Annotated in this window: 28 protein-coding genes; 16 read left to right on the top strand and 12 right to left on the bottom strand. The window is 67.3% G+C overall.

Annotated features, from left to right (window positions below; genetic code table 11):
- Window positions 1-51: 51 nt before the first annotated feature.
- Window positions 52-1,818, bottom strand: coding sequence for an alpha,alpha-trehalase TreA (gene treA, locus DID96_RS10310; RefSeq protein WP_124599250.1), 1,767 nt, complete (start codon window positions 1,816-1,818; stop codon window positions 52-54).
- Between the two features lie 323 nt (window positions 1,819-2,141).
- Between treA and DID96_RS10305 the strand changes: the two genes are divergently transcribed.
- Both DID96_RS10305 and DID96_RS10300 read left to right on the top strand, forming a co-directional pair.
- On the top strand, window positions 2,142-3,527 hold the full coding sequence (locus tag DID96_RS10305) for an MFS transporter (protein WP_124599249.1): 1,386 nt from the start codon (window positions 2,142-2,144) through the stop codon (window positions 3,525-3,527).
- Window positions 3,528-3,887: 360 nt separating this feature from the next.
- On the top strand, window positions 3,888-5,099 hold the full coding sequence (locus DID96_RS10300) for a winged helix-turn-helix domain-containing protein (RefSeq protein WP_124599248.1): 1,212 nt from the start codon (window positions 3,888-3,890) through the stop codon (window positions 5,097-5,099).
- Between the two features lie 41 nt (window positions 5,100-5,140).
- On the opposite strand, the gene DID96_RS10295 is transcribed toward DID96_RS10300, so the two are convergent.
- The gene (locus tag DID96_RS10295; RefSeq protein ID WP_409333770.1) at window positions 5,141-6,229 is read right to left on the bottom strand and encodes an alpha/beta fold hydrolase; all 1,089 of its coding nucleotides are present in this window, start codon (window positions 6,227-6,229) and stop codon (window positions 5,141-5,143) included.
- A 558-nt stretch (window positions 6,230-6,787) separates the two neighbouring features.
- Here DID96_RS10295 and atpG point away from each other — a divergent pair.
- On the top strand, window positions 6,788-7,657 hold the full coding sequence (atpG, locus tag DID96_RS10290; protein WP_124599246.1) for an ATP synthase F1 subunit gamma: 870 nt from the start codon (window positions 6,788-6,790) through the stop codon (window positions 7,655-7,657).
- 11 nt (window positions 7,658-7,668) lie between these two features.
- The gene (gene atpC, locus DID96_RS10285) at window positions 7,669-8,133 is read left to right on the top strand and encodes an ATP synthase F1 subunit epsilon (protein WP_124599245.1); all 465 of its coding nucleotides are present in this window, start codon (window positions 7,669-7,671) and stop codon (window positions 8,131-8,133) included.
- 64 nt (window positions 8,134-8,197) lie between these two features.
- Here the strand turns inward: atpC and DID96_RS10280 are convergent, their stop codons facing one another.
- The 3 genes from DID96_RS10280 to DID96_RS10270 form a co-directional block, all read right to left on the bottom strand.
- Window positions 8,198-8,416: a DUF1653 domain-containing protein gene (locus tag DID96_RS10280; protein ID WP_124599244.1), complete on the bottom strand. Its 219-nt coding sequence runs from the start codon at window positions 8,414-8,416 to the stop codon at window positions 8,198-8,200.
- Window positions 8,417-8,485: 69 nt separating this feature from the next.
- Window positions 8,486-8,929, bottom strand: coding sequence for a GNAT family N-acetyltransferase (locus DID96_RS10275; RefSeq protein ID WP_124599243.1), 444 nt, complete (start codon window positions 8,927-8,929; stop codon window positions 8,486-8,488).
- Window positions 8,902-9,897 (bottom strand): Fic family protein, encoded by a 996-nt coding sequence (locus DID96_RS10270; RefSeq protein WP_260463839.1) that lies wholly within the window; start codon window positions 9,895-9,897, stop codon window positions 8,902-8,904. The genes DID96_RS10275 and DID96_RS10270 overlap by 28 nt, the downstream gene beginning before the upstream one ends.
- A gap of 113 nt (window positions 9,898-10,010) precedes the next feature.
- On the opposite strand from DID96_RS10270, the gene DID96_RS10265 reads away from it, so the two are divergent.
- Complete coding sequence (locus DID96_RS10265) at window positions 10,011-11,300, top strand: MFS transporter (RefSeq protein ID WP_124599242.1); 1,290 nt, start codon at window positions 10,011-10,013, stop codon at window positions 11,298-11,300.
- Between the two features lie 70 nt (window positions 11,301-11,370).
- Window positions 11,371-12,162 carry a substrate-binding domain-containing protein gene (locus DID96_RS10260; RefSeq protein ID WP_124599241.1) on the top strand — a complete coding sequence of 264 codons (792 nt, stop codon included), beginning with the start codon at window positions 11,371-11,373 and terminating at the stop codon, window positions 12,160-12,162.
- A 90-nt stretch (window positions 12,163-12,252) separates the two neighbouring features.
- On the opposite strand, the gene dctA is transcribed toward DID96_RS10260, so the two are convergent.
- A complete protein-coding gene (dctA, locus tag DID96_RS10255; protein ID WP_124599240.1) occupies window positions 12,253-13,572 on the bottom strand; it encodes a C4-dicarboxylate transporter DctA in 1,320 nt (439 codons plus the stop codon).
- Window positions 13,569-14,501 (bottom strand): LysR family transcriptional regulator, encoded by a 933-nt coding sequence (locus DID96_RS10250; RefSeq protein WP_124599239.1) that lies wholly within the window; start codon window positions 14,499-14,501, stop codon window positions 13,569-13,571. The genes dctA and DID96_RS10250 overlap by 4 nt, the downstream gene beginning before the upstream one ends.
- Before the next feature lie 190 nt (window positions 14,502-14,691).
- On the opposite strand from DID96_RS10250, the gene DID96_RS10245 reads away from it, so the two are divergent.
- Window positions 14,692-15,315: an HAD hydrolase-like protein gene (locus DID96_RS10245; RefSeq protein WP_124599238.1), complete on the top strand. Its 624-nt coding sequence runs from the start codon at window positions 14,692-14,694 to the stop codon at window positions 15,313-15,315.
- Window positions 15,316-15,650: 335 nt separating this feature from the next.
- Complete coding sequence (locus tag DID96_RS10240) at window positions 15,651-16,223, top strand: DUF4142 domain-containing protein (RefSeq protein ID WP_124599237.1); 573 nt, start codon at window positions 15,651-15,653, stop codon at window positions 16,221-16,223.
- A 111-nt stretch (window positions 16,224-16,334) separates the two neighbouring features.
- On the opposite strand, the gene DID96_RS10235 is transcribed toward DID96_RS10240, so the two are convergent.
- On the bottom strand, window positions 16,335-16,934 hold the full coding sequence (locus DID96_RS10235) for a GNAT family N-acetyltransferase (RefSeq protein ID WP_124599236.1): 600 nt from the start codon (window positions 16,932-16,934) through the stop codon (window positions 16,335-16,337).
- A 68-nt stretch (window positions 16,935-17,002) separates the two neighbouring features.
- Window positions 17,003-17,923, bottom strand: coding sequence for a LysR family transcriptional regulator (locus tag DID96_RS10230; RefSeq protein ID WP_124599235.1), 921 nt, complete (start codon window positions 17,921-17,923; stop codon window positions 17,003-17,005).
- 103 nt (window positions 17,924-18,026) lie between these two features.
- Between DID96_RS10230 and lysA the strand changes: the two genes are divergently transcribed.
- Window positions 18,027-19,280, top strand: coding sequence for a diaminopimelate decarboxylase (gene lysA, locus DID96_RS10225; protein ID WP_124599234.1), 1,254 nt, complete (start codon window positions 18,027-18,029; stop codon window positions 19,278-19,280).
- A 268-nt stretch (window positions 19,281-19,548) separates the two neighbouring features.
- Here the strand turns inward: lysA and DID96_RS10215 are convergent, their stop codons facing one another.
- Complete coding sequence (locus DID96_RS10215; protein ID WP_124599233.1) at window positions 19,549-19,920, bottom strand: YafY family protein; 372 nt, start codon at window positions 19,918-19,920, stop codon at window positions 19,549-19,551.
- Between the two features lie 5 nt (window positions 19,921-19,925).
- Here DID96_RS10215 and DID96_RS10210 point away from each other — a divergent pair, with 5 nt between their 5' ends.
- Window positions 19,926-20,150, top strand: a complete 225-nt coding sequence (locus DID96_RS10210) for a VOC family protein (RefSeq protein ID WP_409333769.1) — start codon at window positions 19,926-19,928, stop codon at window positions 20,148-20,150.
- 131 nt (window positions 20,151-20,281) lie between these two features.
- Complete coding sequence (locus DID96_RS10205; protein WP_409333768.1) at window positions 20,282-20,773, top strand: hypothetical protein; 492 nt, start codon at window positions 20,282-20,284, stop codon at window positions 20,771-20,773.
- Window positions 20,774-20,953: 180 nt separating this feature from the next.
- On the opposite strand, the gene DID96_RS10200 is transcribed toward DID96_RS10205, so the two are convergent.
- A complete protein-coding gene (locus DID96_RS10200; protein WP_124599232.1) occupies window positions 20,954-21,304 on the bottom strand; it encodes a hypothetical protein in 351 nt (116 codons plus the stop codon).
- Here DID96_RS10200 and DID96_RS10195 point away from each other — a divergent pair.
- The 5 genes from DID96_RS10195 to DID96_RS10175 all read left to right on the top strand — a co-directional run bounded on the left by DID96_RS10195 (window position 21,303) and on the right by DID96_RS10175 (window position 25,337).
- Window positions 21,303-22,103, top strand: a complete 801-nt coding sequence (locus DID96_RS10195) for a transporter substrate-binding domain-containing protein (RefSeq protein ID WP_124599231.1) — start codon at window positions 21,303-21,305, stop codon at window positions 22,101-22,103. The genes DID96_RS10200 and DID96_RS10195 overlap by 2 nt on opposite strands.
- An 82-nt stretch (window positions 22,104-22,185) precedes the next feature.
- Window positions 22,186-22,845, top strand: coding sequence for an amino acid ABC transporter permease (locus DID96_RS10190; RefSeq protein ID WP_124599230.1), 660 nt, complete (start codon window positions 22,186-22,188; stop codon window positions 22,843-22,845).
- 41 nt (window positions 22,846-22,886) lie between these two features.
- The gene (locus DID96_RS10185) at window positions 22,887-23,612 is read left to right on the top strand and encodes an amino acid ABC transporter ATP-binding protein (protein ID WP_124599229.1); all 726 of its coding nucleotides are present in this window, start codon (window positions 22,887-22,889) and stop codon (window positions 23,610-23,612) included.
- Window positions 23,613-23,713: 101 nt separating this feature from the next.
- Complete coding sequence (metC, locus tag DID96_RS10180) at window positions 23,714-24,895, top strand: cystathionine beta-lyase (protein ID WP_124599228.1); 1,182 nt, start codon at window positions 23,714-23,716, stop codon at window positions 24,893-24,895.
- Window positions 24,896-24,992: 97 nt separating this feature from the next.
- A complete protein-coding gene (locus DID96_RS10175) occupies window positions 24,993-25,337 on the top strand; it encodes a DUF3088 domain-containing protein (RefSeq protein WP_124599227.1) in 345 nt (114 codons plus the stop codon).
- Window positions 25,338-25,436: 99 nt separating this feature from the next.
- Here DID96_RS10175 and DID96_RS10170 read toward each other — a convergent pair whose 3' ends face one another.
- Window positions 25,437-26,324, bottom strand: coding sequence for a DMT family transporter (locus tag DID96_RS10170; protein WP_124599226.1), 888 nt, complete (start codon window positions 26,322-26,324; stop codon window positions 25,437-25,439).
- Between the last annotated feature and the right edge of the window lie 119 nt (window positions 26,325-26,443).

The raw sequence follows: 26,443 nt of genomic DNA, 5'->3' as shown, positions 1-26,443 counted from the left end.
TGGTGCGGCGAGCATGAAGCCGCGCCGCGCTTGCGGCGGCATCCCCGTCCGTCACTCGCCGTATAACCCGAGCAGCTTCAGCGTGACACCGTTGGTCCAGCCGAAACCGTCCTGCAGCGGATACTCGCCGCCGCCCCCACCACCCGCGCCGGCGCCTTCGACCACGTATTTCTCGACGAGCTTGCCCTCGGTCGCATACACGTGCTTCACGCTCGCCAGAAAGCGCGTACCGATCTCCTTCGCGAGCGCGGGCTCGCCGTAGCGGCGCAGCCCGTCGATCGCGATCCATTGCAGCGGCGCCCAGCCGTTCGGCGCATCCCATTGCTGCCCCGTCGTCGCGGTCGTCGTCGCGAGTCCGCCCGGCTGCAGCAGCGTGCGGCGCACTTCGCGGGCGGTCGCCTTCGCACGCTCCGGCCACGCGACGCCCGCAAACAGCGGGAACAGCGCGGCCGCCGTGACCGCGTCGCGCGGCTGGCCACGCCGCCAGTCGTAATCGCCGTAGTAGCCGCGGCGGTTCCACAAATAGCGGTTGATCGCCGCCGCGCGCCGTTGCGCGCGCGCGGTGAAGTCGGCCACGCATGTGGTGTCGCGCACGATCGCGCAGCCCCGGCGAATCGTCGTCTCGAGGTGGAACATCAGGCTGTTCAGGTCGACCGGCACGATCGACGTCGTGCGGATCGTCGCAAGCGTCCTGCCGTCGCCGAGCCAGCGCGAGCTGTAGTCCCAGCCGCTTTCGGCGCCCGCGCGCAGATCGCGCCACACGTCGTTCGCGGGACGGCCGGACGCTGCCCGCGCGGTCTGCACGTCCTCGAGATACGACTCGTCGCGCGGCGTGTCGCTTGCATCCCAGTAGCGGTTCAGGATCGCACCGTCGGGCATCGCGACCACATGGCGCGTCGCGCCGCCGCGCGGCGTCGTGCTTTCGCCCTGCATCCAGTACGCGTATTCGCTGCGCAGCGCAGGCAGGTATTTCTGGTAGACCTTGTCGCCCTCCGCCTGCACGGCGAGCGTGACCATGTACGCGAAAAACGGCGGCTGCGAGCGGCTCGCGTAATACGTGCGGCTGCCGTTCGGCACGTGGCCGACCGTGTCGATCAGGTATGCGAAGTTGTCGAGCATGTCGTCGACGAGATCCTCGCGCCCCGACGCCTGCAGGCCCAGCATCGTGAAATACGTGTCCCAGTAGTAGCCTTCGCGGAACCGCCCGCCCGGCACCACGTAAGGCTTCGGCAACGGGATCAGCGAACTGTACGGCGGCACCGTCGCGCTCGTGCGCGTGAGCTTCGGCCACAGCCAGTCGATATGCTCGCGCAGCGCCTGCTTCGGCGGCGGCGTCACGCCGTGGTCGACGGGCGGCGTGAAGTGCTGGTCGACGAACGTCTTCAGCACGAAGCCCGGCTGCGATTTTCGTTGCTGATACAACTGGATGATCGTGGCCGGATCGGTGTCCGGCGTCGTGTCGACGAAGGTCTTCTGGTCCGGGTAGATTTGCGCGGCCTGCACCGCGACGAACAGGTCCCCGTAGAGCTGGCTCGGCGGCGGCGGCACCGCGTTCGCGGCGGGGGGTGCGGTCGGAGTCGCAGCCGCAACCGGATTCGCCGCGGACATGACGGCTGCGGTGGCCGCCTGGTTCCCGACCTGGCTCGCGTTGTCCGTCGGCGCCGCGCAGCCCGTGACGACAACACACGTGACGGCGAGCGCGGCGGCCCGGCGGATGCGCTGCACGGGCGGCGCGAATGTCACAAGTGGCACAAGTGGCACAAGTGGCGCGAGTGGCGCGAGTGGCGATGCTGTCGATGCGGCACGACGTGACGTCATGACGTGTCCCCTCCTTTCGATGGTGGTGGATCGGCACGAGGTCTCCGGTCGCGCAGCAGGCGCGGTGCGCACGTGTCGATGGCCACCGACCGATGCGCGTTGTCATGTTCCGCAAGTGAGGTCGACTGTCGCACGAAACGTGCGTATCAAGCAAGTTTCGCGTCGCGCGATTCGCGCAGAAAGCCGCACGCCATCGCGGCCAGTCGTTCTTTCTGCGTCGCCGCCAGAAAGAACGACTGTTGCAACATGCAGAACAACCGTTGCCGTGCGTGACGCACCGGCAGCAAACGGTGCATAATGGCCGCTTTACGCGCGCCCCGCCCATGTCGCCCGTCTTTCTTGCACCGCTCATCGTTGCCTGTGCGTTGTTCATGGAAAGCGTCGACGCAAACATCATCGTCACTGCCCTGCCCGCGATGGCGCGCGACTTCGGGCACAGCCCCGTCACGCTGAACATCGCGATCACCGCGTACGTCGTCGGGCTCGGCGTATTCATCCCGATCTGCGGCTGGCTCGCCGACCGCTTCAGCGCCCGCTCCGTATTCCGCACCGCGATCGGCATCTTCGTCGCCGGCTCGCTGCTGTGCGCCGCGTCCAATTCGCTCGGCCTGCTGACGTTCGCGCGCTTCGTGCAAGGCGTCGGCGGCGCGATGATGGTGCCGGTCGGCCGCATCATCATCTTCCGTGCAGTGCCGCGCGCGGATCTCGTGCGCGCAATGAACTACCTCGCGATTCCCGCGCTGTTCGGCCCGACCTTCGGGCCGCTCGTCGGCGGCTTCATCACGACGTACCTGCACTGGCGGATGATCTTCTTCATCAACGTGCCGATCGGCCTGTACGGCATCTATCTCGCGAGCAAGCACATCGCGAACACGCACGAGCCCGATCCGGGCCCGCTCGACGGGTTCGGCTTCCTGCTGTCCGCGAGCGGCGCCGCGCTATTGCTGATGGGCCTCACGCTGATCGACGGCGCGCTGACCACGCGCAGCAACGCGCTGACGATGTGCGTCGCGGGCGGCGCGCTGCTCGCGCTCTACGTGCCGTACGCGCGCCGCAAGGAACGGCCGGTGCTCGACCTCAGCTTCCTGCGCATTCCGACCTATCACGCGAGCGTCGTCGGCGGCTCGCTGTTCCGCATCGGCCTCGGCGCGGTGCCGTTCCTGCTGCCGCTCGCGCTGCAGGAAGGCCTCGGGATGACCGCGTTCCATTCGGGGCTGATCACCTGCGCGTCCGCGCTCGGCGGCGCGGTGAGCCGCTCGACAGCCACCCATACGCTGCGCCGCTTCGGCTTTCGCACGGTGCTGATCTACAACGCGGCATTCGCGGGCCTCGCGATCGCCGCATACGGCGTGTTCCATCCGGGCATGGCGACGTGGGCGATCTGGCTGATCGTGCTGGTCGGCGGGATCTTTCCCGCGCTGCAGTTCACGAGCCTGAACTCCATGATCTACGCGGACATCTCGCCGCGCGACGCCGGCCGCGCGACGAGCCTCGGCAGCGTCGTCCAGCAGATGTCGCTCGGGCTCGGCGTGACCGTCGCGGGGCTCGTGCTGCACGTGTCGCACTGGGCGCAGGGACATCAGACGATGGTGTGGTCGGACTTCTGGCCCGCGTTCGTCGTGGTCGGGCTGTGCTCGTTCGCGTCGATTCCGATCACGCGCCGGCTACCGCCGAATGCCGGTGACGAAGTCGCGCGCGGCCGGCGCTGACGGACACGTTCGGGCGAAACAAGCGGATGCGGTAAAGGAAACTGAAACGGAAAAAAATCAGCGGACATCCACACGGGGCCTGTGCTCAGCCGCGTGGATGTCCGCTCAGGGCTCCGGGTCTCTCGTTGGGGGTTGAGAATCCCGGATTCGCTTCCTGCGTGCCATGGACATATCGTGCGTCGGAAGCGGAATCGGCGCGCACGTTGCCGCGCGCTATGGAGTGCACTATAGGGAATCTTGAACGACGCGTCTGTCAACGATTGTCAGATGCGGCGCAATCCCGCGTCGGGCGCACGTCGAGCGCGCGCGCCGTAATCGCGCTAAAGTGGTGCCCGACCGACACCCGCTCCGACCGCTCCGATGCTCACGCTCTCGCCCGCCGCCGCCCGCGCGCTGCATCTCGCCGCGCAGGGCCTGCTGACCCCGCCCCGCCGCAAGGCCACCAAGGCCGACGTGCTCGACACGATCCGCCGCATGGCGCAGTTGCAGATCGATACGATTCACGTCGTCGCGCGCAGCCCGTATCTCGTGCTGTTCAGCCGCCTCGGCACGTTCGCGCCGCAGTGGCTCGACGAACATCTCGCCGAAGCGCGCCTGTTCGAATACTGGTCGCACGAAGCGTGCTTCCTGCCCGTCGAGCAATTCGGGCTGATGCGCTACAAGATGCTCGATCCGTCGGGGATGGGCTGGAAATACGCGGCTGAGTGGCACGCGGAAAACCGCGACGACATCGCGCAGTTGCTCGCGCGCATCCGCACCGAAGGCCCGGTGCGCTCAGCGGATTTCGCCCGCGAGGATGGCGCGAAAGGCAACGGCTGGTGGGACCGGAAGCCGGAGAAGCGCCATCTGGAGGTGCTGTTCACGACCGGCGACCTGATGGTATCGGAGCGCCGCAATTTCCAGCGCGTGTACGACGTGCGCGAACGCGTGCTGCCCGGCTGGGACGACGCGCGCGACCTGCCGCCGCGCGAAGCCGTGCTGCCGGCGCTGCTCGACTACACGTGCCGTGCGCTCGGGATCGTGCGCGCCGACTGGGTCGCCGATTACTACCGGCTGCCGCGCCGCTCGTACCGCGCGGAGCTGGACGCGCTCGCGGACGCGGGCGAGCTGATCCCGGTCGCCGTCGACGGCTGGAAGGAACCGGCCTACGTGCACCGCTCGCTCGACGCGCTGCTGCCCGACGCGCAGGCCGACACGCTGCGCTCGACGGTCACGACCTTGCTGTCGCCGTTCGACCCGGTCGTGTGGGACCGGCGGCGCGCGTCCGCGCTGTTCGACTTCGACTACACGATCGAGTGCTATACGCCCGCGCACAAGCGGCGCTACGGCTATTTCTGCCTGCCGGTGCTGCATCGCGGGCGGCTGATCGGCCGGATCGACGCGAAAGCGCATCGCACGCTCGGCACGTTCGAACTGAAGGCCGTCCACGTCGAACCGGGCGTGCGGATCGGGTCGGGGCTCGCGAACGACGTCGCGAAGGCGGTGAAGAAACTCGCGGCGTGGCACGGCACGCCGGACGTGACGGCCGGGAACGCGCCGCCGGCGCTCGAGGCTGCGCTGGCCGGCGCGTGAGCCCGCATTCGGCGCGGCCACGCAGCGCCGACGTCCGCCGTCTACGCCTGCGCCGCGATCCACGCGGCGATTCCCGGCCACGCGTCCTTCAGCGTGCGCGACCCCATGAACAGGCCAATGTGGCCGCCGGGAACGAGCCGGCTCGTCACCTGCGAAGCGGGCGTGCCGACGAGGTCGCGCGCATTGAACACCTGCTCCGGCGTCGTGATGTCGTCCGCCTCGCCGGCGAGCAGGTAGACGGGGCACGTGATGTCTTTCAGGTCGAGCGTGCGGCCGAGTGCGACGAACGTACCCTTCGCCAGCCGGTTCTCCTTGAAGAGCTGCACGATCGCCTGCAGATACCAGCGGCCCGGCAGGTCGAGCGGGCTTTCGTACCAGCTGGCGAACACTTCGCGCTTGTGCAGGTAGTCGGGATCGTCGAGGTGCTCGTACAGGTCGACGTGCTCGGCGAGATAGTGCTGGTCCGGATGCATGTTCTTCCAGCCCCGCAACATGAAGCGGCCGCACATCAGCCCGCCGCCCATTTCCACGAGTTCCTCGTAGAACGACGTCGGATACGTGTGCACCATCTCCCTGATCGGGCCATCGCCCGCGTCCGTGTCGATCGGCGACCCCGCGAGCACGAGGCTCGCGACCTTGTGCGGGAAGCATGCCGCGTACATCGCCGACATCCAGCCGCCCTGGCATAGCCCGACGAGGTTGACCCTGCCGCCAAGCTCGTCGACGCACACGTTCAGCTCGGCCAGATACTGGTCGATCTCGAGATCCTTCATGTCGGCGGTCGCGGATCGCCAGTCGGTCAGGAAGACGCGCGTCACGCCGTGCTCGCGCAGCGTCTCGATCAGGCTCTGGCCCGGCAGGTAGTCGGCGATCATCGCGCTGTGGCCCGCGTATGGCGCATCGACAATCGTTGGCAGTCCTTGTTTCTGGCTGTGCCCTTCTCCATTTCCTTGCACCGGCGCGATCGAATAGTCGCGGAACGTCATCGTGCGCAGTTCGAGCAGCGGCCGGTTCGCGGAAGCGAGCGCGGGGTGCAGCCCGAAGTGCAGCTTCTCCTCTTCCGCGAGGAAGCGGAGATTGCGCGCGGTCATTTCCGAGCCGATCTCGAACATCGTCGCGACGGCTGCCATCGGCCAAAAGATCGGCAATGCGGGAGCCGGCTTCGCGGCAGGTTTGGATTCGCGGGATTTCATGGGTCTCTCAGGTAGCGGGATGCAGGGTGAGGGTGGCAAGGGCCGCGCCGTCCGGCACGCGGCGCGTGTGCCGCGCAATCAATGCGTCGTGTTGCTACTGCTGACGGGATTCGGACATCGGGCAGACCTCCGCAGTGTCACGTGCACGGGCCATCAGGATGCGCGACAGGATGTGACACTCGCATGACATCCAGCGCCCGCGTGACGATCGTCGTGTGCTTCCGTCATATGCTTCCGTTGCGTGCTGCATCGTGCTGCACGTCGCCGTGGCGACGAGCACCGGCCATCGCCTGACGTTCCGCACGCAACGGATTCTGGTGCGATACGTCAGACGATTGTTTGATTCCGGTCAATCTTTTCAGGTGAAGTCCCGATAGCATGGATTACGCGATGACGGCATGACGGTCAGCCGTCGCAGCACTGTTACCAGGCGGCGCGCGCGTCGCCCCGCAAACGCGCGCCGGCAACCTCCGGCGCCTTCTCGGCCTGGAAGTCATGCACATTCGTGAAATCCGCTCGAAAATCGCCAGCACGTCGTCCACGCGCAAGATCACGCGGGCGATGGAAATGATGGCGCGCACCAAGATGGCGAGCGCGCAGCGGCGTGCGCGCGATTTCCGGCCGTATGCGGCCAGCATCAAGTCGATGGTCGAACGCGTGCTGCGCGACCGGCCCGATCATGTGTCGGCGTTGATGGCGCGGCGCGAGCCGGTGCGTCGTGTCGGCCTGATCGTCGTCAGCACCGATCGCGGGCTGTGCGGCCCGCTCAATGCGCGGCTGCTCGTCCAGTGCATCGATGCGCTCGAACGCTGGGATCAGGCCGGCATCGCATGCGAGCTGAGCGTGATCGGCGCGCGCGGCGTCGCGCCATTGTCGCGCCACGGCGCGAACATCACGGCGCGCTCGGGCAGCCTCGCCGGCGAGCCGCAGTTCGACGCGCTGCTCGGTGCGCTGCTCGTCCCGCTGACCGCTTTCGTCAACGGCGAACTCGACGAAGTGCATGTCGCGTACAACCGCCTGACGAGCCCGCTCACCTACGATCCCCGGATCGATACGGTGCTGCCCGTCGCGGGGCTCGACGGCAACGCGGCGGCCGACGGCGGCACATCGACCGACTACCTGTACGAGCCCGGGCCGAAACCGGTGGTGGACACGCTGCTGCTGCGCTACGTCGAGGCGATGCTCTATCAGGCCGTCGTCGAGAACCATGCGTGCGAGCAATGCGCGAGGATGTTCAGCATGCAGACTGCGACGGAGAACGCCGATCGCGTGCTGCACGGCCTGCGGCATCTGTATCAGAAAACCCGGCAAGCGCAGATCACCACCGAGCTGTGCGAGATCGTCGCGGGCGCGGCGGCCGTCTGAAGGAGGCGCAGATGGACACGTCGATGAAACTCGCGATTCTCAGCATCGAGCAGGTGCTGTATTCCGGCGACGCGCACTTTGTCAGCGTGCCCGGCGAAAGCGGCGAACTCGGGATCTATCCGCGGCATGCGCCGCTGCTCACGCGTATCCGGCCCGGCGTCGTGACGCTCGTCGATGCGGCGAGCGGCGAGCATCGCCGCATCCTGGTCGCGGGCGGCGTGCTGGAAGTCAGCCGCGAAGGCGTGACGCTGATCGCCGATCATGCGCTGCGCACGCCGGAGCTGGATACGCTGCGCGCCCGTGAAGCGCGGCACGCGGCGGAGGACTGGCGCCAGCGCTATGCGCGGGATAACCGGCGCACGTTCGACTTTGCGTCGGCGCGCGTGGAATTGATGGATGAGATCCGCCGCTTCTTCGCGCTGGCGATGCGGCCGAGCACGTCCGGCGGCGGCAAGCCGGGTGGCGCGGGCGGCTAGCGCCGGTTCATGCTCATGACGCACGTTCCCGCAACGAAAAAACCCGGTTGGGGCTGGCCGCCGCTCAGTCGCGCAGCTTGCGAAAGCGCGGCGTGCCGTCTTCGAGGGTTTCGTTGAACATCGCCTCCGGCCGCACCCACAGCCCGCGCGCATGCGGCCACAGATGCTCGTACACGACGAGCGATTCTTCCGTTTCGGAATGGCGTGCGACGCCGATCACGCGGTAGAGGCCGCCCTTGTAGTGGCGGTGGGTCGCGAGTTGTTCGGCTTCCTGTTCGGTCATGGTGCGCTTCCTTCAGCGTGGCAAAGAGCGCGTATTGTATGCGCGTATGCGCGGGACGCGCGCCGCCGCTCAGCGCGATGCGTAGATGTCGGGCCGCCGCACTTCCATCAGCCGTTCCGGATGCGACGGCGGCGCGAAACCGACCGGCCGGTACAGGTCGTGCGCGTCGGACGTGACGAGCATGATGCGGCGCAGCCCCTGCACCATCTCCTGCGCGAACACGTGATCGATCAGCGCGCGGCCGTAGCCGTTGCTGCGTTCCCCCGGCAGCACGAACACGTCGCACAGGTACGCGAAGGTCGCGTGATCGGTGACGAGCCGCGCGAAGCCAACCTGCCGCGTGCCGACGAACGCGCCGAAGCACAGCGAGCCGTCGATCGAGCGGTCGAACACGTCGCGCGGAATGCCGATCGACCAGTACGCTTCGCGATGCAGGAAGTCGTAGATCGCGTCGAGATCGAGTTCGCGCTTGTCGGTGGAAAATCTCAGCGTGGCGGGCGTGGCAGCGGACACGTGGGTGCTCCGTCGGGATGATTGGAAAAATGAGCGGCGACGCGCTTCCCGGCCGGAACGGGGACCTCGGCACCGGAACGCGCGCTCGCTGGCCCTGTAGCATCGCGCAGCCCTAGCGCGTCGAGATACACGCGCAGCGAGCGCAACACCGATTCCGCGACCAGGCACGTGATGCCGGCGAAATCGGCGCTCGCGCATGCGCAGTCCAGCGCTTCATAGTACGCGAGCCTGTCCTCGTCGCGAATGACCGCTGGCGGATAGCCGTCCTTCATCAGATCGAGATCGAGCAGCAGCCGCGCCGTCCGGCCGTTGCCATCGACGAACGGATGAATCTTCAGGAACCGCGCATGCAGTTCGGCCGCACGCGCGATCGGGTGCAGCGCGTCGGCTTCGCGGTACCAGTCGATCAGCGCCGCCATTTGGGCAGGCAAATCCAGGAAACCGGGCGGTATCGTGCTCGCGCCCGCGATCTCGACATTCTCCTGGCGGTAGCGCCGCACTTCGCCGTCGCCGATCGTGTTCAGCACCAGTCGGTGAAGGTTGCGGATCTGCCGCTCGGACAGCGCCTCGTGCTTCGCCACGATGTCTTCGGCATAGCGGATTGCGTCGCGATGATGCGTCGCGTCGACCTGCTCGCGCAGGGTCTTCCCGTCTATCGTGATACGTTCCAGCACAATCCGCGTCTCGCGGAGCGTCGCGGCATGGCGGTCGATCGCGCTCGCGTGACCGCCCCATTCCCGCGCCAGTTTCTCGTGCAGCGACGAGACCGCCTGCCGAGGTAGCGGCCGCGCGGCATCGAGCGTCGCCTTGGCGGCATCGATCGATTTCAGGAGCGTGGCGGGTTGACTGGACATCGGGTTTTCCGGAACCGCGATTGATGTGGGCCAGTATATATCCGGGCGGGAGCGGACGAAGTGTGGCCGCTCGACGATGGCCAGCCACCGCGATCGTCGACTGATAACCTGCACGCATCAATCCTTCGAAAAAATGCACTTCACGCGGCCGCCGATCCGGGTGACCATGTGCGCATCGTTCCGGCCCCGCCCGGACGCAGCCCAATGAAATATCCGGAGACAACCCGATGTCACATCCCGTGGCCACCCCCGCCCCGTCCAGGGCCGCGGCCGTATTCCGCGTCACCGCCGGCAACTTCCTGGAGCAGTTCGACTTCTTCCTGTTCGGTTTCTATGCGACGCAGATCGCGTCGGTGTTCTTTCCGTCGAGCAGCGAGTTCGCGTCGCTGATGATGACCTTCGCGGTATTCGGCGCGGGCTTCCTGATGCGCCCGCTCGGCGCGATCGTACTCGGCGCGTACATCGACGAGGTCGGCCGCCGAAAGGGCCTGATCGTCACGCTGTCGATCATGGCGAGCGGCACGATCCTGATCGCGTTCGTGCCCGGTTACGCATCGATCGGCCTGCTCGCGCCGGCCGCCGTGCTCGCCGGCCGCCTGCTGCAGGGCTTCTCCGCCGGCGCGGAGCTGGGCGGCGTATCCGTCTATCTCGCGGAGATGGCGACGCCCGGCCGCAAAGGCTTCTACACGAGTTGGCAGTCGGCGAGCCAGCAGGTGTCGATCGTCGTCGCGGCCGCACTCGGCTTCGCGCTGAACCAGTGGCTCTCTGCCGCGCAGATCGCCGCATGGGGCTGGCGCGTGCCGTTCCTCGTCGGCTGCCTGATCGTGCCGGCGATCTTCATGCTGCGGCGCAATCTGCAGGAAACCGAAGAATATGCGCAGCGCCGCCATCGCCCGGCGATGCGCGAGGTGTTCGTGACTCTTGCTCGCAACTGGGTCGTCGTGCTCGGCGGCATGCTGCTCGTTGCGATGACGACGACGAGCTTCTACCTGATCACCGTCTACGCGCCGACCTTCGGCAAGACCGTGCTGCACCTGAGCACCGCGGACAGCCTGCTCGTGACGCTGTGCGTCGCCGTATCGAACTTCGTCTGGTTGCCGATCGGCGGCACGCTGTCGGACCGCTTCGGCCGCCGCCCGGTGCTGCTCGCGATGACCGCGCTGAACGTGCTGACCGCGTACCCCGCGCTGTCGCTGCTCGCCCATGCGCCGAGCTTCGTCAACATGTTGCTGGTGCTGCTGTGGCTGTCGTTCATGTATGGCATCTACAACGGCGCAATGGTCGCCGCGCTGACCGAGGTGATGCCCGCCGACGTGCGCGTCGCCGGCTTCTCGCTCGCATACAGCCTCGCGACCGCGGTGTTCGGCGGCTTCACGCCGGCGATCTCGACCGCGCTGATCCACTCGACCGGCGACAAGGCCGCGCCCGGTTTCTGGATGAGTTTCGCCGCCGCGTGCGCGTTCGGCGCGACGGTCTTGCTGTACAGCCGCCGCCGCGACGCGCTGCGCGCCGCGTGATCGGCCCGGCGGCTCACTCGCGCGCGGCGCCGGTGCGCCGCGCTTTCTCCCGACTTCCGGAACCCGAACGATGAACACCCGATCGCTCTCGCGCCGCGCGGCAATCTGGCTCGCCGCCGCCGCGCTCGCGTCTGTCGCGCTCTACGCGCGCGCTGCCGAACTGCGCGTGATGATTTCCGGCGGCTTCACGGCTGCCTACCAGCAACTCGGCCCCGGCTTCACCGCCGCGAGCGGCGACACGCTCGACACGATCCGCGGCCCGTCGATGGGCCAGTCGAAGGAGGCGATTCCGAACCGCCTCGCGCGCGGCGAGCAGGCTGACGTGGTGATCATGGTCGGCTACGCGCTCGACAAGTTGATCCAGGAAGGCAAGGTGATTCCCGCGTCGCGCGTCGAGCTCGCCGATTCGCGGATCGGCATGGTCGTGCGGGCGGGCGCGCCGAAGCCGGACATCGGCACCGTCGACGGGCTGAAGGACGCGCTGCTGCGCGCGAAGTCGGTCGCATACTCCGACAGCGCGAGCGGCGTCTACATCGAGAAGGAAATGTTCAGGAAGCTCGGTATCGACGAGCAGGTTCGCCCGAAGGCGTCGATGGTGCCGAAGATTCCGGTCGCGTCGGTCGTCGCGAACGGCGACTACGAGATCGGCTTCCAGCAGGTCAGCGAACTGCTGCCCGTGCAGGGCGTCACGTACGTCGGCAAGGTGCCCGAATCGGTGCAGTCGGTCACGCGCTTCGCGGGCGGCATTCCGGTCGGCGCCGCGCATGCGGATGACGCGAAGAAGCTGCTCGACTATCTCGCGTCGCCGCAAGCGCAGCCGGTCGTGCGAGCGACCGGGCTCGATTCGGTGACGACGCGCTGACGACGCCGGCACTGCGCACGCGCCCCGTATTGCACCCGACATTGCACCCGGTATTGCACCGGCTTTCGTTGCGACGTGCGATCGCGCGCGTCACTGGCGTCCGGTGCGCCGCGGCCGGCAGGATGCGGCAAGCCGCGCAGGCGGCTGCGCCGCATCGAGCACGTCGCGCATCCGCGCGCGATCGCAGCCCCGCTGCCAGACCGACACGACGACGACCGCGCACGCATTGCTGATCACGCTCGTCAATGCGCGCGCCTCCGACATGAAGCGGTCGATACCGACCAGCAGCGCGACGCCCGCGACCGGCAGGTCCGGCACCACCGTCAGCGTCGCGATCAGTGCGGCGAGCCCGCTGCCCGACACGCCCGCCGCGCCCTTCGACGTGATCAGCATCACCGCCAGCAGCGTCGCAACCTGCGCGGCGGACAGCGGCACGTCGCACGCCTGCGCGATGAACAGCGCGGCGAGCGACAGGTAGATCGCTGTGCCGTCGAGATTGAACGAATACCCGGCGGGCAGCACGATGCCGACCACGCCCTTGTCGCAGCCGAGCGCCTCGAGCTTGACGAGCAGACGCGGCAGCACCGGCTCCGTCGACGATGTCGCGAGCACGATCACCAGCTCTTCGCGCAGATAGCGCAACAGCCGCCACAGCGAGAAACCATGCAGGCGCGCGAGCGGCGCGAGCACGAGCATCACGAACAGCGCACACGCGAGATACATCGCAACGATCAGCTTGCCGAGCGAGCCGAGCGTATCGATGCCGAAGCGCCCGACCGCGAACGCGATCGCGCCGAACGCGCCGAGCGGCGCGAGCCGCATCACGAGCGCGAGGATCCGGAACAGCACGCGCGCGACACCCTCGACGACCGCATGCACGATACCGTCGCGCCCTTCGGTCGCGGCGAGCGCGAAGCCGAACAGCAGCCCGACCAGCAACACCGGCAGCACGTCGCCGGTGGCGAACGCGCCGACGAGCGTATCGGGGATGACCTGCAGCAGGAACGACGCGATGCCCGTCGTCGGCGCGCGTGCCGTGAACGACGCGAGCGCCGACGCATCGAGATGACGTGCCGCGACATGCAGGCCGCCGCCCGGCCGCGCGGCCGAGGCGATCGCAAGCCCCACGGCGAGCGCGAGCGCGGTCAGCGCGTAGAACAGCGCGAGCGCCTTGACGATCGTGCGGCCGATGCGCGCGCCGTCGCCGACCGCATTGATGCCCGTCACGATCGTGCAGAACACGATCGGCGCGACCATCATCCGCACGAGCGCGACGAACGCGTCGCCGAGCGGCTTGAGTGCGATGCCCGCGTGCGGGAATACATGTCCGACCGCGACACCGAGCGCCATTCCGATCAGCACCTGCACATACAGCAGCCTGAGCGGACGCAGCAGCCGCGGCAAGCTCACGCGCGATCTCCTGCCGCGCGCTTGCGCCGCGCGGCCGGCTTGTGGTCATCGACCACGTGCTGGAGGAATTCCTGCGCGGCCGGCGTCAGCGTGCGGCCGCGCCGCCGCACGATGCCGACGCGCCGCGTGACGACCGGATCGACGAGCGGCACGCTCGTCAGGATCGGATGCGTCGACAGCGGCATCGCCATCGACGGCACCGCCGCGACGCCAAGGCCCGCCTCGACGAGCCCGAGCATCGTCGTCACGTGCCGCGTCTCGCATACGCTCGGCGCAGGCGGCGCGACGCCCGCGAGCGCCTGGTCGAGCAGCAGCCGGTTGCCGGAGGTCTTGTCGACGGACACATAGTCGTATTCGTACAGCTCGCGCCAGGTCACGCGCTTTTTCGCGGCGAGCGGATGGTCGCGCCGGCATGCGGCGACGAAGCGCTCCTCGAGCAGCGTCGTGAATTCGACGTCCGCTTCCTGGCTACCCATGAAGCCGACCCCGAAGTCGGCCTCGCCGCTCATCACCGTGTCGAGCACCTCGTTCGCGCTTGCGTCGATCAGCTTGATGCGGATCTTCGGATAGCGGCTGCGGAAACGCGCGATCGAGTTCGGCAGGAAGTAATACGCGACCGACGGTACGCACGCGATCGTCACGTGGCCGAGCCGGCTCGACGACACGTCGCGGATGCCGAGCAGCGCGGCGTCGAGATCGTCGAGCACCTGCTCGGCGCTCGGCGCGAATACGCGTCCGACCGTCGTCAGCGTGACGCTGCGCGTCGTCCGCTCGAACAGCCGCACGCCCAGCGCTGCCTCGAGCTTCTCGATGCGCCGGCTCAACGCCGGCTGCGAAATGTTGATGGCGTCCGCCGCCTTGCGGAAGCTGCCGAGCTGAACCACCGCCCGGAAGGCCTGCAAGTCGGTGAGATCGAAATTGATGCCCACGCGCTGCCCGTATGCTGGTCTGATTGCCGATTGTGCCGATTATGCCGATTGTGCCGCTTGGTGCGGCTATTCTGGGGCCTGCGCGCTCGCGCTGCAAATGCACGCCGGATCGCGCGGGGCTCATCCGCGATCCGACGCGATGCACGTTGACGAACCGATTACAATCGCGACCACGCTCACCCCGCCTCTCATGACCTACCGACTGATCGCGTTCGACTTCGACGGCACGCTCGCCGATTCCTTCGACTGCTTCGTTGCGGCGCTGTCGGAAGCGTCGCGCCTGCACGGATTCCGCGACGTCGACGACGCGCTGATCGCGACGCTGCGCGGCCTGTCCGCGCGCGACATCATTCGCGCGCTCGAAGTGCCGCCATGGAAGGTACCGCAGGTGACGATCGACATGCGTCGCCTGATGCAGCGGCGCATTGCCGACGTGACGTTGTTTCCGGGCGTCGCCGACACCTTCCGCGCGCTCGCGGCGCGCGGCATGAAAATCGCGATCGCGACGTCGAACGCCGAAGCGGTCGTGCGCGACCGGCTCGGCGCGCAAGCCTGCGATCACGTCGCCCACTTCGCATGCGGGATATCGCTGTTTGGCAAGTCACGGCAGCTGCGCGCGCTCGCACGAGAAGCAGGCCTGCGCAGCAGCGAGATGCTGTACGTCGGCGACGAGATCCGCGATGCGGATGCCGCGCGCCGCGCGAACGTCGCGTTCCAGGGCGTCACGTGGGGCTACACTGCGCCCGGCACGTTGCAGTTGCATTGCGCGACGCCGCTGCTGACGCGCATCGACGCATTGCTCGACATCGTGTGATGCGCGGCACGCAGTGCGTGTCGTGATGGCGTGACGTGTGCGACGCCTCTCGCATCGAGCGCATCGCGTGCATCACACGTGTCGCAGACACCCCTGCAGCACAAACGATGACACCCGCCATCGCGCGTCCAATCGTCTTACCAACCGTTACACAAGCGACAGCGTCGTATCACCTGCACGCCACCCCCTCTCCTAGAATCGGTCGGGCCGGTTCCCCCTGCGGTTGCCGCCGCGGCAGAACGGCAACCGGACCGGCACGGGCTTGCGCCCGGTCTCTCGCACAGCCACGGATGACCCTATCCGTTCCTCAACGAACCCGATCGAAAGGAGGTTCCATGAGCCGTTTTTCCACTGCTTCCCGTCTTGCCCTGTCTGCCGCCGGCCTTCTGCTGGCCGCCGTGACCGCCAACGCGCAGACCGCGCAACCGACCCAGCCGGCCAAGCCGGCGGCCGGCGAAACGCGTATTCACGAGGCTGACCAGGCCTTCATCGCGGACGGTACGAAAGTCGTGTCGACGCAGCACGACGCAGCAAGAATTGCCGATTCGCGTACGTCGGACAGCCAGGTCAAGGCGTTCGCTCAACGCATCGTCACCGACGACGAGAAGATCATCCAGGCCATGCGCGCCGCAAGCCCGCGTGGCGTCGACGTGCCGCACAACGATCCGGACACCACCGCACTCGACAGCATCAAGAACCTGCGCGGCGCCGAATTCGACAAGGCGTACCTCGAGCAGGTCGCGCTGAGCGGCGAACAGAAGGCGATCTCGGTGTTCCAGGCCGAGATCGCGTCAGGCCGCGACACGAAGCTGAAGGAAGTCGCACGCCAGTCGCTGCCGATCCTGCAGGCGCATTACGCGGAAGCGCAGAAGCTCGCGCAGCGTCATCACCTCGCTTCGGCGCAGTAACGCGCTGCCGTGTCGCGCATCGCGCGACGCGGCCCCTCGCCGCGCCGCCGGTCCCTCTCCCGGCGGTGCGGCGTGCGAGTCGGGCGCCCGTTGCGCTGATGACACCCACGCTCACTTCGCGAGCTTCTCCAGCAACCGCGCCTTCACATCGGGCCACTCATCATCGATGATGCTGAAGCGCACCGAGTTGCGCTTGCGGCCGTCCGGCATGATCCGTTCGTGGCGCACGATCCCCTCCTGCTTCGCGCCGAGCCGCAGAATCGCGTCGCGCGACTTCTCGTTGAGCTCGTCGGTCGTGAACTGCACGCGCACGCAATGCAGTGTCTCGAATGCATACGTGAGCAGCAGCCATTTCGCCTCGGTATTCACGCGCGAGCGCTGCACCGATTCGCTCAACCACGTATGGCCGATCTCGAGCTTGCGGTTCTTGCGGTCGATCTTCCAGAAGCGCGTGCTACCGACGATCCGGCCCGTCGCACGCTCGACGATCACGTACGGCATCGTGGTGCCCGTCGCGCGCCCATGCAACGCGGTGGCGACATACGCGTCGATCGTGTCGGGTCCCGGCACGACGGTCACCTTGAGATTCCAGAGCCGCCCGTCGGCAGCGGCATCCAGCAGCGCCTGCGCATGCGATTCCTGCAGCGGCTGAAGTTCGACGTGCGGCCCGGTCAGGGTCGGTTGATCAAGCGTCGCGACGGAAGATGACATGGCGGAGTCCGTTGAGGATGGCAATACCACCATCATACGGGCCGCACCAGGCCACACCGGGCCACACATCAGCCCAAATACGCCGCAAGCCTGCGCCGAATCGCCTTCGCCTCGTCCCGCAGCGCGGCGGCGAACGCATCGACCAGCAAACTCTTCGGCCGGTGCTCGGGCACGATCACGCTGACCCGGTACGGAAACGAGCGCGTGAGCGGCCGGATCTGCAGGTCGCGCCCCGCGAAATCGAGCGCGGTCAGCGGATTGACGATCGCCGCGCCGAGCCCCTGCCGCACGAACGCGCACACCGACACGGCCGACGGCGTCTCGACGACCGAGCGCGGCGCGACGCCGAGCTGCGCAAACGCGTCGTCGATCATGATCCGGTACGGGTCGTTCAACGACAGGCTGATGAACGGGCGATCCGCAAGGTCCTCGAGATCGAGCGCGTCCTTCGCGAGCAGCGGATGGCCGTCCGGCAGCACGCACACCTCGTCCGCCTCGAACAGCGGCGTGAGCACGGTGCCGGCCGGCGCGACGTCGTGCTCGGTGAGCCCGAGGTCATAGCGCTGCGCGGTGAGCCACTCCTCGAGCACCGGCGACTCCTGCGTCGCGACCGACACGCTGACGCCCGCGTGCGCCGCATGAAAACGCCGGCACGCGCCCGGCAGGATCGCATGCGAGAACGCGGGCAGCGCGATCACCGACAGCTGGCCGTCGCGAAACTCGCGCAGCCGCGCGGCGGTCGCCGCGACGCGCTCGAGCCCCACATACGAGAGCCGCACGTCGTCGTACAGCGTGAGTGCGGCCATCGTCGGCCGCAGCCGTCCGTGCGCGCGCTCGAACAGCGCGAAACCCACGATCTGCTCCATCCGCGCGAGCTCGCGGCTGATCGTCGGCTGCGACGTGTAGAGCATCTCGGCCGCGCGGGTCGCGCTGCCCGTGACCATCAACGCGCGGAACACCTCGATATGGCGGTGGGTCAGCGTAGCCATGTATATCCAGAATGAATTGAATGTTGATAACCCGGCATTTTACTGGATGGCCAATCGCGCGCATCATGCGGACTATCCATTGATTCGACCCGATCCGCTCATCATGTCCCTCGATTCCCGCCAGCTCGCGGCGCTCGCGCAGCAACACGGCACCCCGCTCTGGGTGTACGACGCCGACGTCATCCGCGACCGCATCGCGCAACTGCGCCAGTTCGACACGATCCGCTACGCGCAGAAGGCGTGTTCGAACATCCACATCCTGAAGCTGATGCGTGACGAAGGCGTGCATGTCGACGCGGTGTCGCTCGGCGAAATCGAACGCAGCCTCGCGGCGGGCTTCCGCCCCGATGGCGATCCCGCGACCGGCGCGCCGGAAGGCGTCGTGTTCACCGCGGACCTGATCGACCGTCCGACGCTCGCGACGGTGCTGAAGCACGGCGTAACGGTGAACGCGGGCTCGCTCGACATGCTCGAGCGTGTCGGCGCAGCCGCCCCCGGCCATCGCGTGTGGCTGCGCATCAATCCCGGCTTCGGCCACGGCCACAGCAACAAGACCAACACCGGCGGCCCGCAAAGCAAGCACGGAATCTGGATCGACGATGTGCCGCGCGCGATCGAACTCGTGCGCCAGTACGGACTCGAGCTGGTCGGCATCCACATGCACATCGGCTCGGGCGTCGACTACGGCCACCTGTCGCAGGTGTGCGACGCGATGGTCGATCTCGTCACGTCGCTCGGCCACGACATCGAGGCAATCTCGGCGGGCGGCGGGTTGTCGATCCCGTACCGGAAAGACGAGCCGCGCGTCGACGTCGACCACTACTTCCGCCAGTGGGATGCCGCGCGCAAGCGGATCGAGCAGCATCTCGGCCACGCGATGCGCATCGAGATCGAGCCGGGCCGCTTCCTCGTCGCCGAGGCGGGCACGCTCGTCACCGAGGTGCAGGCGGTCAACCGCCGGCCGAAGCACGACTTCGTGCTGATCGACGCGGGCTTCAACGACCTGATGCGTCCGGCGATGTACGGCAGCTATCACGGCGTGACGGTGCACACACATGACGGCGCGGCGCCCGAGGGCCGGCCGCGCGTCGACATGGCGATTGCGGGGCCGCTGTGCGAATCGGGCGACGTGTTCACGCAGGACGCGGGCGGCGTGGTCACGCACCGGCATCTGCCGCAACCGCAGATCGGCGACCTGCTGTTCCTGCACGACGCGGGCGCGTATGGATCGTCGATGTCGTCGAACTACAACAGCCGGCCGCTCGCGCCGGAAGTGCTGGTCGATCGCGGCGAGCCGCGGCTGATCCGCCGCCGGCAGACGATCGACGAACTGCTCGCGCTCGAAACGTTCGCTTGATACACGTTCGGCACGTTCGCGCGATACAAAAAGCAGCGTGCCCCAGCCAGGGCGCGACTGCAGGAAGCCGGTGTCTTTCGCGCGCGCGTTCTCGGGCCACGTTTCGGACTCCAGCGCGACACCGGCGCTCCACTTGCGGCCCATCGCGAGGCCGCTCAGGAAGCGCAGCGCGCACGGCATGACGAACGACGTCGAGAATGCGGACGTCGGCGCGGCGCGGATGCATGCGCCGCTTCGTACGACATGTACGGCAAACCGGCGGCCGCTCCTAAACCGGAACGCGCACGTCGGCGCCCGCTTCGCGCCATGCTTTCAGCAAGGCTGAGCGTCGCCGCGGATAGCGCTCGTCCAGACGTTCCATCGCGACGATGCGGTCAGTCCGGAAATGCCGGAAATCGTTCCTGACCTCGCACCATGTCACCAGTATCCGCGCATCGTCGAAGTAGCCCAGCGCAAACGGCCAGACGGTGCGCTCGGAGCGTCGGCCCCGGGCGTCGGCATACGTGACGCGCAGCTTTCGCTCGGTTCGGATCGTGCGACGGATGTCGTCCATGTCGACGGTTTCCCGATCGGCGATCGTGCGCGGACCGACGAGCAGCGTGGTGCTGTCCAGGTCGCGGCGCAGTTCGGCCGGCAGCACGGCGGCTGTGGTCGACGAGCGCGCAGGATTTCGTTTCGCACGGCACCGGACATCGCAGCGAGCTCGCGTTCATGGTCGACAGCAATGCGATGGTCGACCGGCTGTACGCAGCGTGGACGGCGCTCGACGTGCGGATCGAGCAGGCGCCGATCACGGCCGTGTTCGGGCGGACCTTCGTCGCGCTCGATCCCGACGGACATCGCTTGCGCGTCTGCACGCCGGATGACTGAGCGGCCTCTGCGTCATCGCGCCTGACACACCCGCATCCGTCGCGAAACATGCTTCGCCCCGCGATGCAGCCGAACAACGGCTGCAGCCGCTGCCGCTGGCCGACACCCGCGATACCAGAACACGAAGCGGATTGGCCTGGCCGCTCGACAACTGCGGCTTCGAGCAGGCGAACGACATCGTCAGCTGGATCTACGCGACGCCCGACAAGCCGCTCAACCCGCCAGCCGCGCAGGCCGGCGGCAGGCTGCTCGCGTTCGACCAGCGCGCGTTCGATCCGCAGCGGCGCGCGTCGCTCGACGATACGGGCTACGTCTACGTGCCCGCCGAATGCGAGCGCGTGTCGTGCGCGGTGCATGTCGTCTTCCACGGCTGCCTGCAGAACGTCGCGACGATCGGCGAACGGATGATCCGCGGCGTCGGCTACAACGAGATCGCCGACACCAACCGACTGATCGTGCTCTATCCGCAGGTTGCGAGATCGGTGGTCAATCCGCTTGGCTGCTGGGACTACTGGGGCTATACGAGTGCCAATCCGGTTCACCCGGGCTTCTACCGCCACGATGCGCCCCAGATGGCTGCCGTGATGCAGATGGTGCAGCGCCTCGGCGCCGCACGTCCGTGAGCCGCGTGCGCGCGGGTAAACCGTCATCGCGCATGCGTAGCACCTGATGCTTCGCACCACGTGCAACCGCAGCAGATCGCTTGTGTCACCTTCATTCAGCAGAGAAAAACTTTCCACGCAACGCGGAAAGTCCGTGCGATTTTGGAAACACTTTCCCTTTTGACAAAACTAAGATTGCCCTCAGTCGTTCAGCATTCGTGGTCGCCGGATCCGCATCGACGATGCGCCCGGTCTACAACACTCACAAGCCGCACGGGCAATCATGAACAGCATGCTTGAACTCTTCGCCGCGCATCGACACACGTTCGACACGAACGCGACGCGCAGTTCCATTTGCCGCGCATCGCGACCCGCTTCCATCGCTGCCTGCTCTTCTACACCTCGCATCGACGCCGGGCCCGCGCCACCGCTCGCCGCGCCGATTTCCCTCTCAGCATAACCCGCAGCCCGCTTCCCGCCCACGGCGACGCCGCCCGTCGCCGCGGACGCGCACACCCTGAATTTTTCGACGACAACCACGGAGACAACCATGAAACGCCTCACCCCGACGCTCAAGCAAGGATTCGCCGCCGCGCTGCTCTGCGTGGCAGCCACCACGTCGCACGCGGCGGACCTGCTCGACACCGTCAAGCAGGCCGGCGTGCTGAAGATCGCCCTCGAAGGCACCTACCCGCCGTTCGACTACCGCAATGCGGACGGCCAGCTCGAGGGCTTCGACGTCGACGTCGCGAAAGCCGTCGCCGCGCGTCTCGGCGTGAAGCCGCAATTCGTCACGACCGAATGGAGCGGGATTCTCGCCGGGCTGCAGGCCGGCAAGTTCGACGTGATCGTCAACCAGGTCGCGATCACGCCGTCACGCAAGCAGGCGCTCGACTTCAGCCAACCGTACGTGTATTCGTCCGCGCAGCTGCTGCAGCGGCAGAACGATGCGCGCGCGTTCAAATCGCTCGACGAGCTGAAGGGCAAGAAGGTCGGCGTGACGATGGGCAGCAACTACGTCGATCTCGTGAAGAGCGTGCCCGCGGTCGACCTGCAGGTGTATCCGGGCACGCCGGAAAACCTGCGCGACCTCGCGGCCGGCCGCATCGACGCGGCGGTCAACGATCGCCTGATGCTCAACTACCTGATCAAAAACTCGCACCTGCCGCTGCGCCCCGGCTCCGTGCTCGCGGGCGGCGAAGACCAGATGGGCATCCCGTTCCGCAAGGGCAATCCGAAATTCGCAAAGGCGATCGACGACGCGATCGCGTCGCTGCAGCAGGACGGCACGCTGAAGAAGATCTCGATGCAGTGGTTCGGCACGGACACGACGAAGCCGCTGACGCAATAACGCAAGAACGAAGTAACGCAATCCGCCCGGGCCCGCGCGCACGATCGCGCGGCCCGTCCGGCAAACAATCAGGAGACACGTGATGGAAGCATTCGATCTGGTCGTTCACACGCTGCCCGTGCTGGTGAAAGGCGCAGTCATCACGCTGAAGTTCGCGGTCGCGTCGATGGTGCTCGGCCTCGTCGTCGGGCTCGCGATCGCGATCATGCGCATCGGCAGCAACCGGCTCGCGGCGGGCCTCGCGCAAGGCTATGTGAGCGTGATGCGCGGCACGCCGCTGCTCGTGCAGATGTTCGTCGTCTATTACGGGCTGCCCGATCTCGGCATCACGCTCGATCCGACGACGGCCGGCATCTTCACGCTGACGCTCAACGCGGCCGCCTATCTGTCGGAAAGCATGCGCGGCGCGATTCTCGGCATCGGCCGCGGGCAATGGGCGGCCGCGCACAGCCTCGGCCTCACGCACGTGCACACGCTGCGCTACGTCGTCTGCCCGCAGGCGCTGCGCCTCGCGGTGCCGAGCCTCGGCAACACGCTGATCAGCCTGATCAAGGACACGTCGCTCGTCTCAGTGATCACCGTCACCGAGCTGCTGCGCTCGACGCAGGAAGTGATCGCCGCGACGTTCCAGCCGCTGCCGCTCTATCTCGCGGCCGCCGCGATCTACTGGGTGCTGAGCACGCTGCTCACGCGGCTGCAGGGCCGCGTCGAGACCCGGCTCGCACTGCCGGGCGCGCATTGAACGTGCACGTCATTCAACCCGACATCGACGATGGACAGAACATGATTACGCTCGACAACGTATCGAAGTGGTATGGCAAGCATCAGGTCCTCGCGGATTGCAGCGCGGCCGTCTCGAAGGGCGAAGTGGTCGTCGTGTGCGGGCCGTCGGGCTCCGGCAAGTCGACGCTGATCAAGACGATCAACGGCCTCGAGCCGTTCCAGAAAGGCAGCATCACCGTCGACGGCACGCGGCTCGGCGAGCCGTCCGTGAAGCTCGCGCAATTGCGCGCCCGCGTCGGCATGGTGTTCCAGCACTTCGAGCTGTTCCCGCACCTGTCGATCACCGAGAACCTGACGCTCGCGCAGATCAAGGTGCTCGGCCGCCGCAAGGACGAGGCGACGGAGAACGGCCTGAAGCTGCTCGACCGCGTGGGCCTCAAATCCCACGCGCACAAGTATCCGGGGCAGCTGTCCGGCGGGCAGCAACAGCGCGTCGCGATTGCACGCGCGCTGTCGATGAATCCGGTCGCGATGCTGTTCGACGAGCCGACCTCCGCGCTCGACCCCGAGATGATCAACGAGGTGCTCGACGTGATGGTCGAACTCGCGCGCGACGGGATGACGATGGTGTGCGTCACGCACGAGATGGGCTTCGCGAGGAAGGTCGCGCACCGCGTGATCTTCATGGACCAGGGCGCGGTTGTCGAGGACGCGGCCAGCGACACGTTCTTCGCCGCGCCGCGCTCCGAACGCGCACGCGACTTCCTCGACAAGATCCTGCACTGACCGCGCAGCGGCCGCGCGCTGCCGCTTCAAGCCGCTTCAAGCCGCTTCAGGCCGCTTCAGGCCGCTTCGAACCGATTGACCGACGACCCAAGGACGCCATCTTGACTCTCCTGCATTCGACCGACACCGTTCTCGCCCACGAAGGCCGCACGCACGGCCAGCCTGGCTCGCCCGTGAACCCGCCCGTGTACCGGCAATCGACGCTGCTGTTTCACGGCACCGACGCGCTCGACGCCGTGCGCGGCACGCCGCTCGCGTACGGCCGCCACGGCAGCCCGACCACGCGCGCGCTTGAGAAGGCGCTCGCCCGCCTCGAAGGCGCGCATGCGGCACTGCTGACGCCGAGCGGGCTCAGCGCGATCACGACCGCGCTGCTCGCGGTGCTGAACCCCGGCGATCATCTGCTGATGACCGATTCCGCGTATGACCCGACCCGTTCGTTCTGCCAAGAGACGCTCGCACGCCTCGGCATCGAGACGACCTATTACGATCCGTCGATCGGTGAAGACATCGCGGCGCTGATGCGGCCGAACACGCGCGCGGTGTTCACCGAATCGCCAGGCTCGCTGACCTTCGAGGTGCAGGACATCCCGGCGATCAGCCGCGTCGCGCACCGGCACGGCGCGGTCGTGCTGCTCGACAACACATGGGGCACGCCGCTGAATTTCCGTTCGTTCGCGCATGGCGTCGACGTATCGATCCATGCGGCAACGAAATACATCGCCGGGCATTCGGACGTGCTGATGGGCGCGATCCTGACGACCGAGGCGCTCGCGCCGAAAATCACGCGCTTCTACCGGCAGCTCGGGATGACCGTCAGCGGCGACGATGCATATCTCGCGCTGCGCGGCCTGCGCACGCTGTCGGTGCGGCTCGAGCGGCACCAGCGCAATGCGCACGCGCTGACCGAATGGCTCGCGAAGCAGCCGGAGGTCGCGCGAATCCTGTATCCGGCACGGCCGGGCGATGCCGGCCACGCGCTGTGGCAGCGCGATTTCACGGGCGCGTGCGGGCTGTTCGGTGTGGTGCTGCATCCGCAGCCCGACGACGCCGTGCGCGCGCTGCTCGACGGAATGACGTGCTTCGGCATGGGCTACAGCTGGGGCGGCTTCGAAAGCCTGATCATCCCGTCCAATCCGTCGCGCTACCGCACCGCGACGCGCTGGGCGGCCGAGGGCCCGCTGCTGCGGATTCATGCGGGCCTCGAGCATCCCGACGACATGATCGCCGACCTCGATGCCGGCTTCGCGAGAATGCGCGCCGCCGCGCTCGCGGAAGCCTGATATTCGGCGAGGCGGCGCGTCGAGCCGCACGGGCCGCACGGGCCACCTCGCGTCACGCTTTATTCAACGTTCGACCCTCAACCATAGCGAGACAAACATGAAAGACACCCTGTTCATCCTCCGCCCGGGATTTTTCAAGGACACCGAAGGTCCGTTCTACTGCGGCGATTCCGTGTCCGTCGAAGGGCTGCTGAGCTTCTATCCGCAGCTGCGCGAGGCGGTCGACGTCGAATACGTCGACGCGCCTCGGCCGCGCGCGCCAATCGTCGCGCTGATCGGCGAGGACAACCAGTCGGCGCCCGTGCTCGTGCTCGGCGAAACGCAGACGCCAAACGACGCCGCGATCGCGCTTCGCGAACACAACGGCCGGCGCTTCATCGATTCGCCGGCCGATATCCGGCGGTATCTGTCGTCGCAGTATGGGGTCGCACACGTCGCGTGAGTGCGTGTGTGCGTAGCGGCGACTGACCGCGAAACGCCGTGAAGAACGCCGTGGATCGCGAGGTCCGCGGCGTTCGTCCGATCCCGGGCGCCGCAGGCGTCACCCCGCTCTGCGCACCGGCACACCGCGCGAAAAATACTTCGCACCCGCGACGCACCCGACGACGACCAAGGTCACGACGATCATCGACGCCGGCACCGTCTCGTGCAGCAGCACGGCGGCCAGCAAGAGCCCGAAGAACGGCTGCAGCAACTGCAGCTGGCCGACGCCCGCAATGCCGCCGAGCGCGAGCCCGCGATACCAGAACACGAAGCCGATCAGCATGCTGAACAGCGACACGTACGCGAGCCCCCACAGCGCCGCGGCGTCGACGCCGTCGAACGACACGGGCTTCGTGACCAACGCGAGCGGCAGCATCACCGGCAGCGACAGCACCAGCGCCCACGAAATCACCTGCCAGCCGCCGAGCTGGCGCGACAGGCGCGCGCCCTCCGCATAGCCGAGACCGCACGCGACGATCGACGCGAGCATCAGCCCATCGCCGACCGGCGACGCGTCGCCGCCGTTGCGCAACGCAAACGCGGCAACCGCGCCGCTGCCGACGAGCGAGAAGATCCAGAACGGCAGCCGCGGCCGCTCGCCGCCGCGCCACACGCCGAACAGCGCGGTCGCGAGCGGCAGCAGCCCGACGAACACGATCGCATGCGCGGACGTCACGTGCTTCAACGCCAGCGCCGTCAGCAACGGAAAACCGACCACGACCCCGAGCGATACGATCGCCAGCGACACGGCTTCCGCCCGCGTCGGCCGGCGCTGCTTCAGCGCGACGAGCAGCAGCAGGCCGAGCGCGCCGGCGATCGTCGCGCGTGCGAACGTCACGAACATCGGATCGAGGCCCTGCACGGCGACCCGTGTCGCGGGCAGCGAGCCGCTGAAGATGATCACGCCCAGCAGCCCGCTGAGCCATCCGTCGGTGTTTTTTTGCATCGGAATTCCAGATCGAAAGGGGATATCCGATGATCCGCCGCCGGCCGAAAGCGCGTAAGCTACAGCACAATACAATTCCGACAAACTGTACTGGACAAACGGCCGTACAGTTCAGGACC

Source organism: Burkholderia sp. Bp8963, from assembly GCF_003854275.1.
Taxonomy (GTDB): Bacteria; Pseudomonadota; Gammaproteobacteria; order Burkholderiales; family Burkholderiaceae; genus Burkholderia.
The sequence above is the reverse complement of the archived record's forward strand: the minus strand, read 5'-3'. Positions and strand labels throughout refer to the sequence as shown.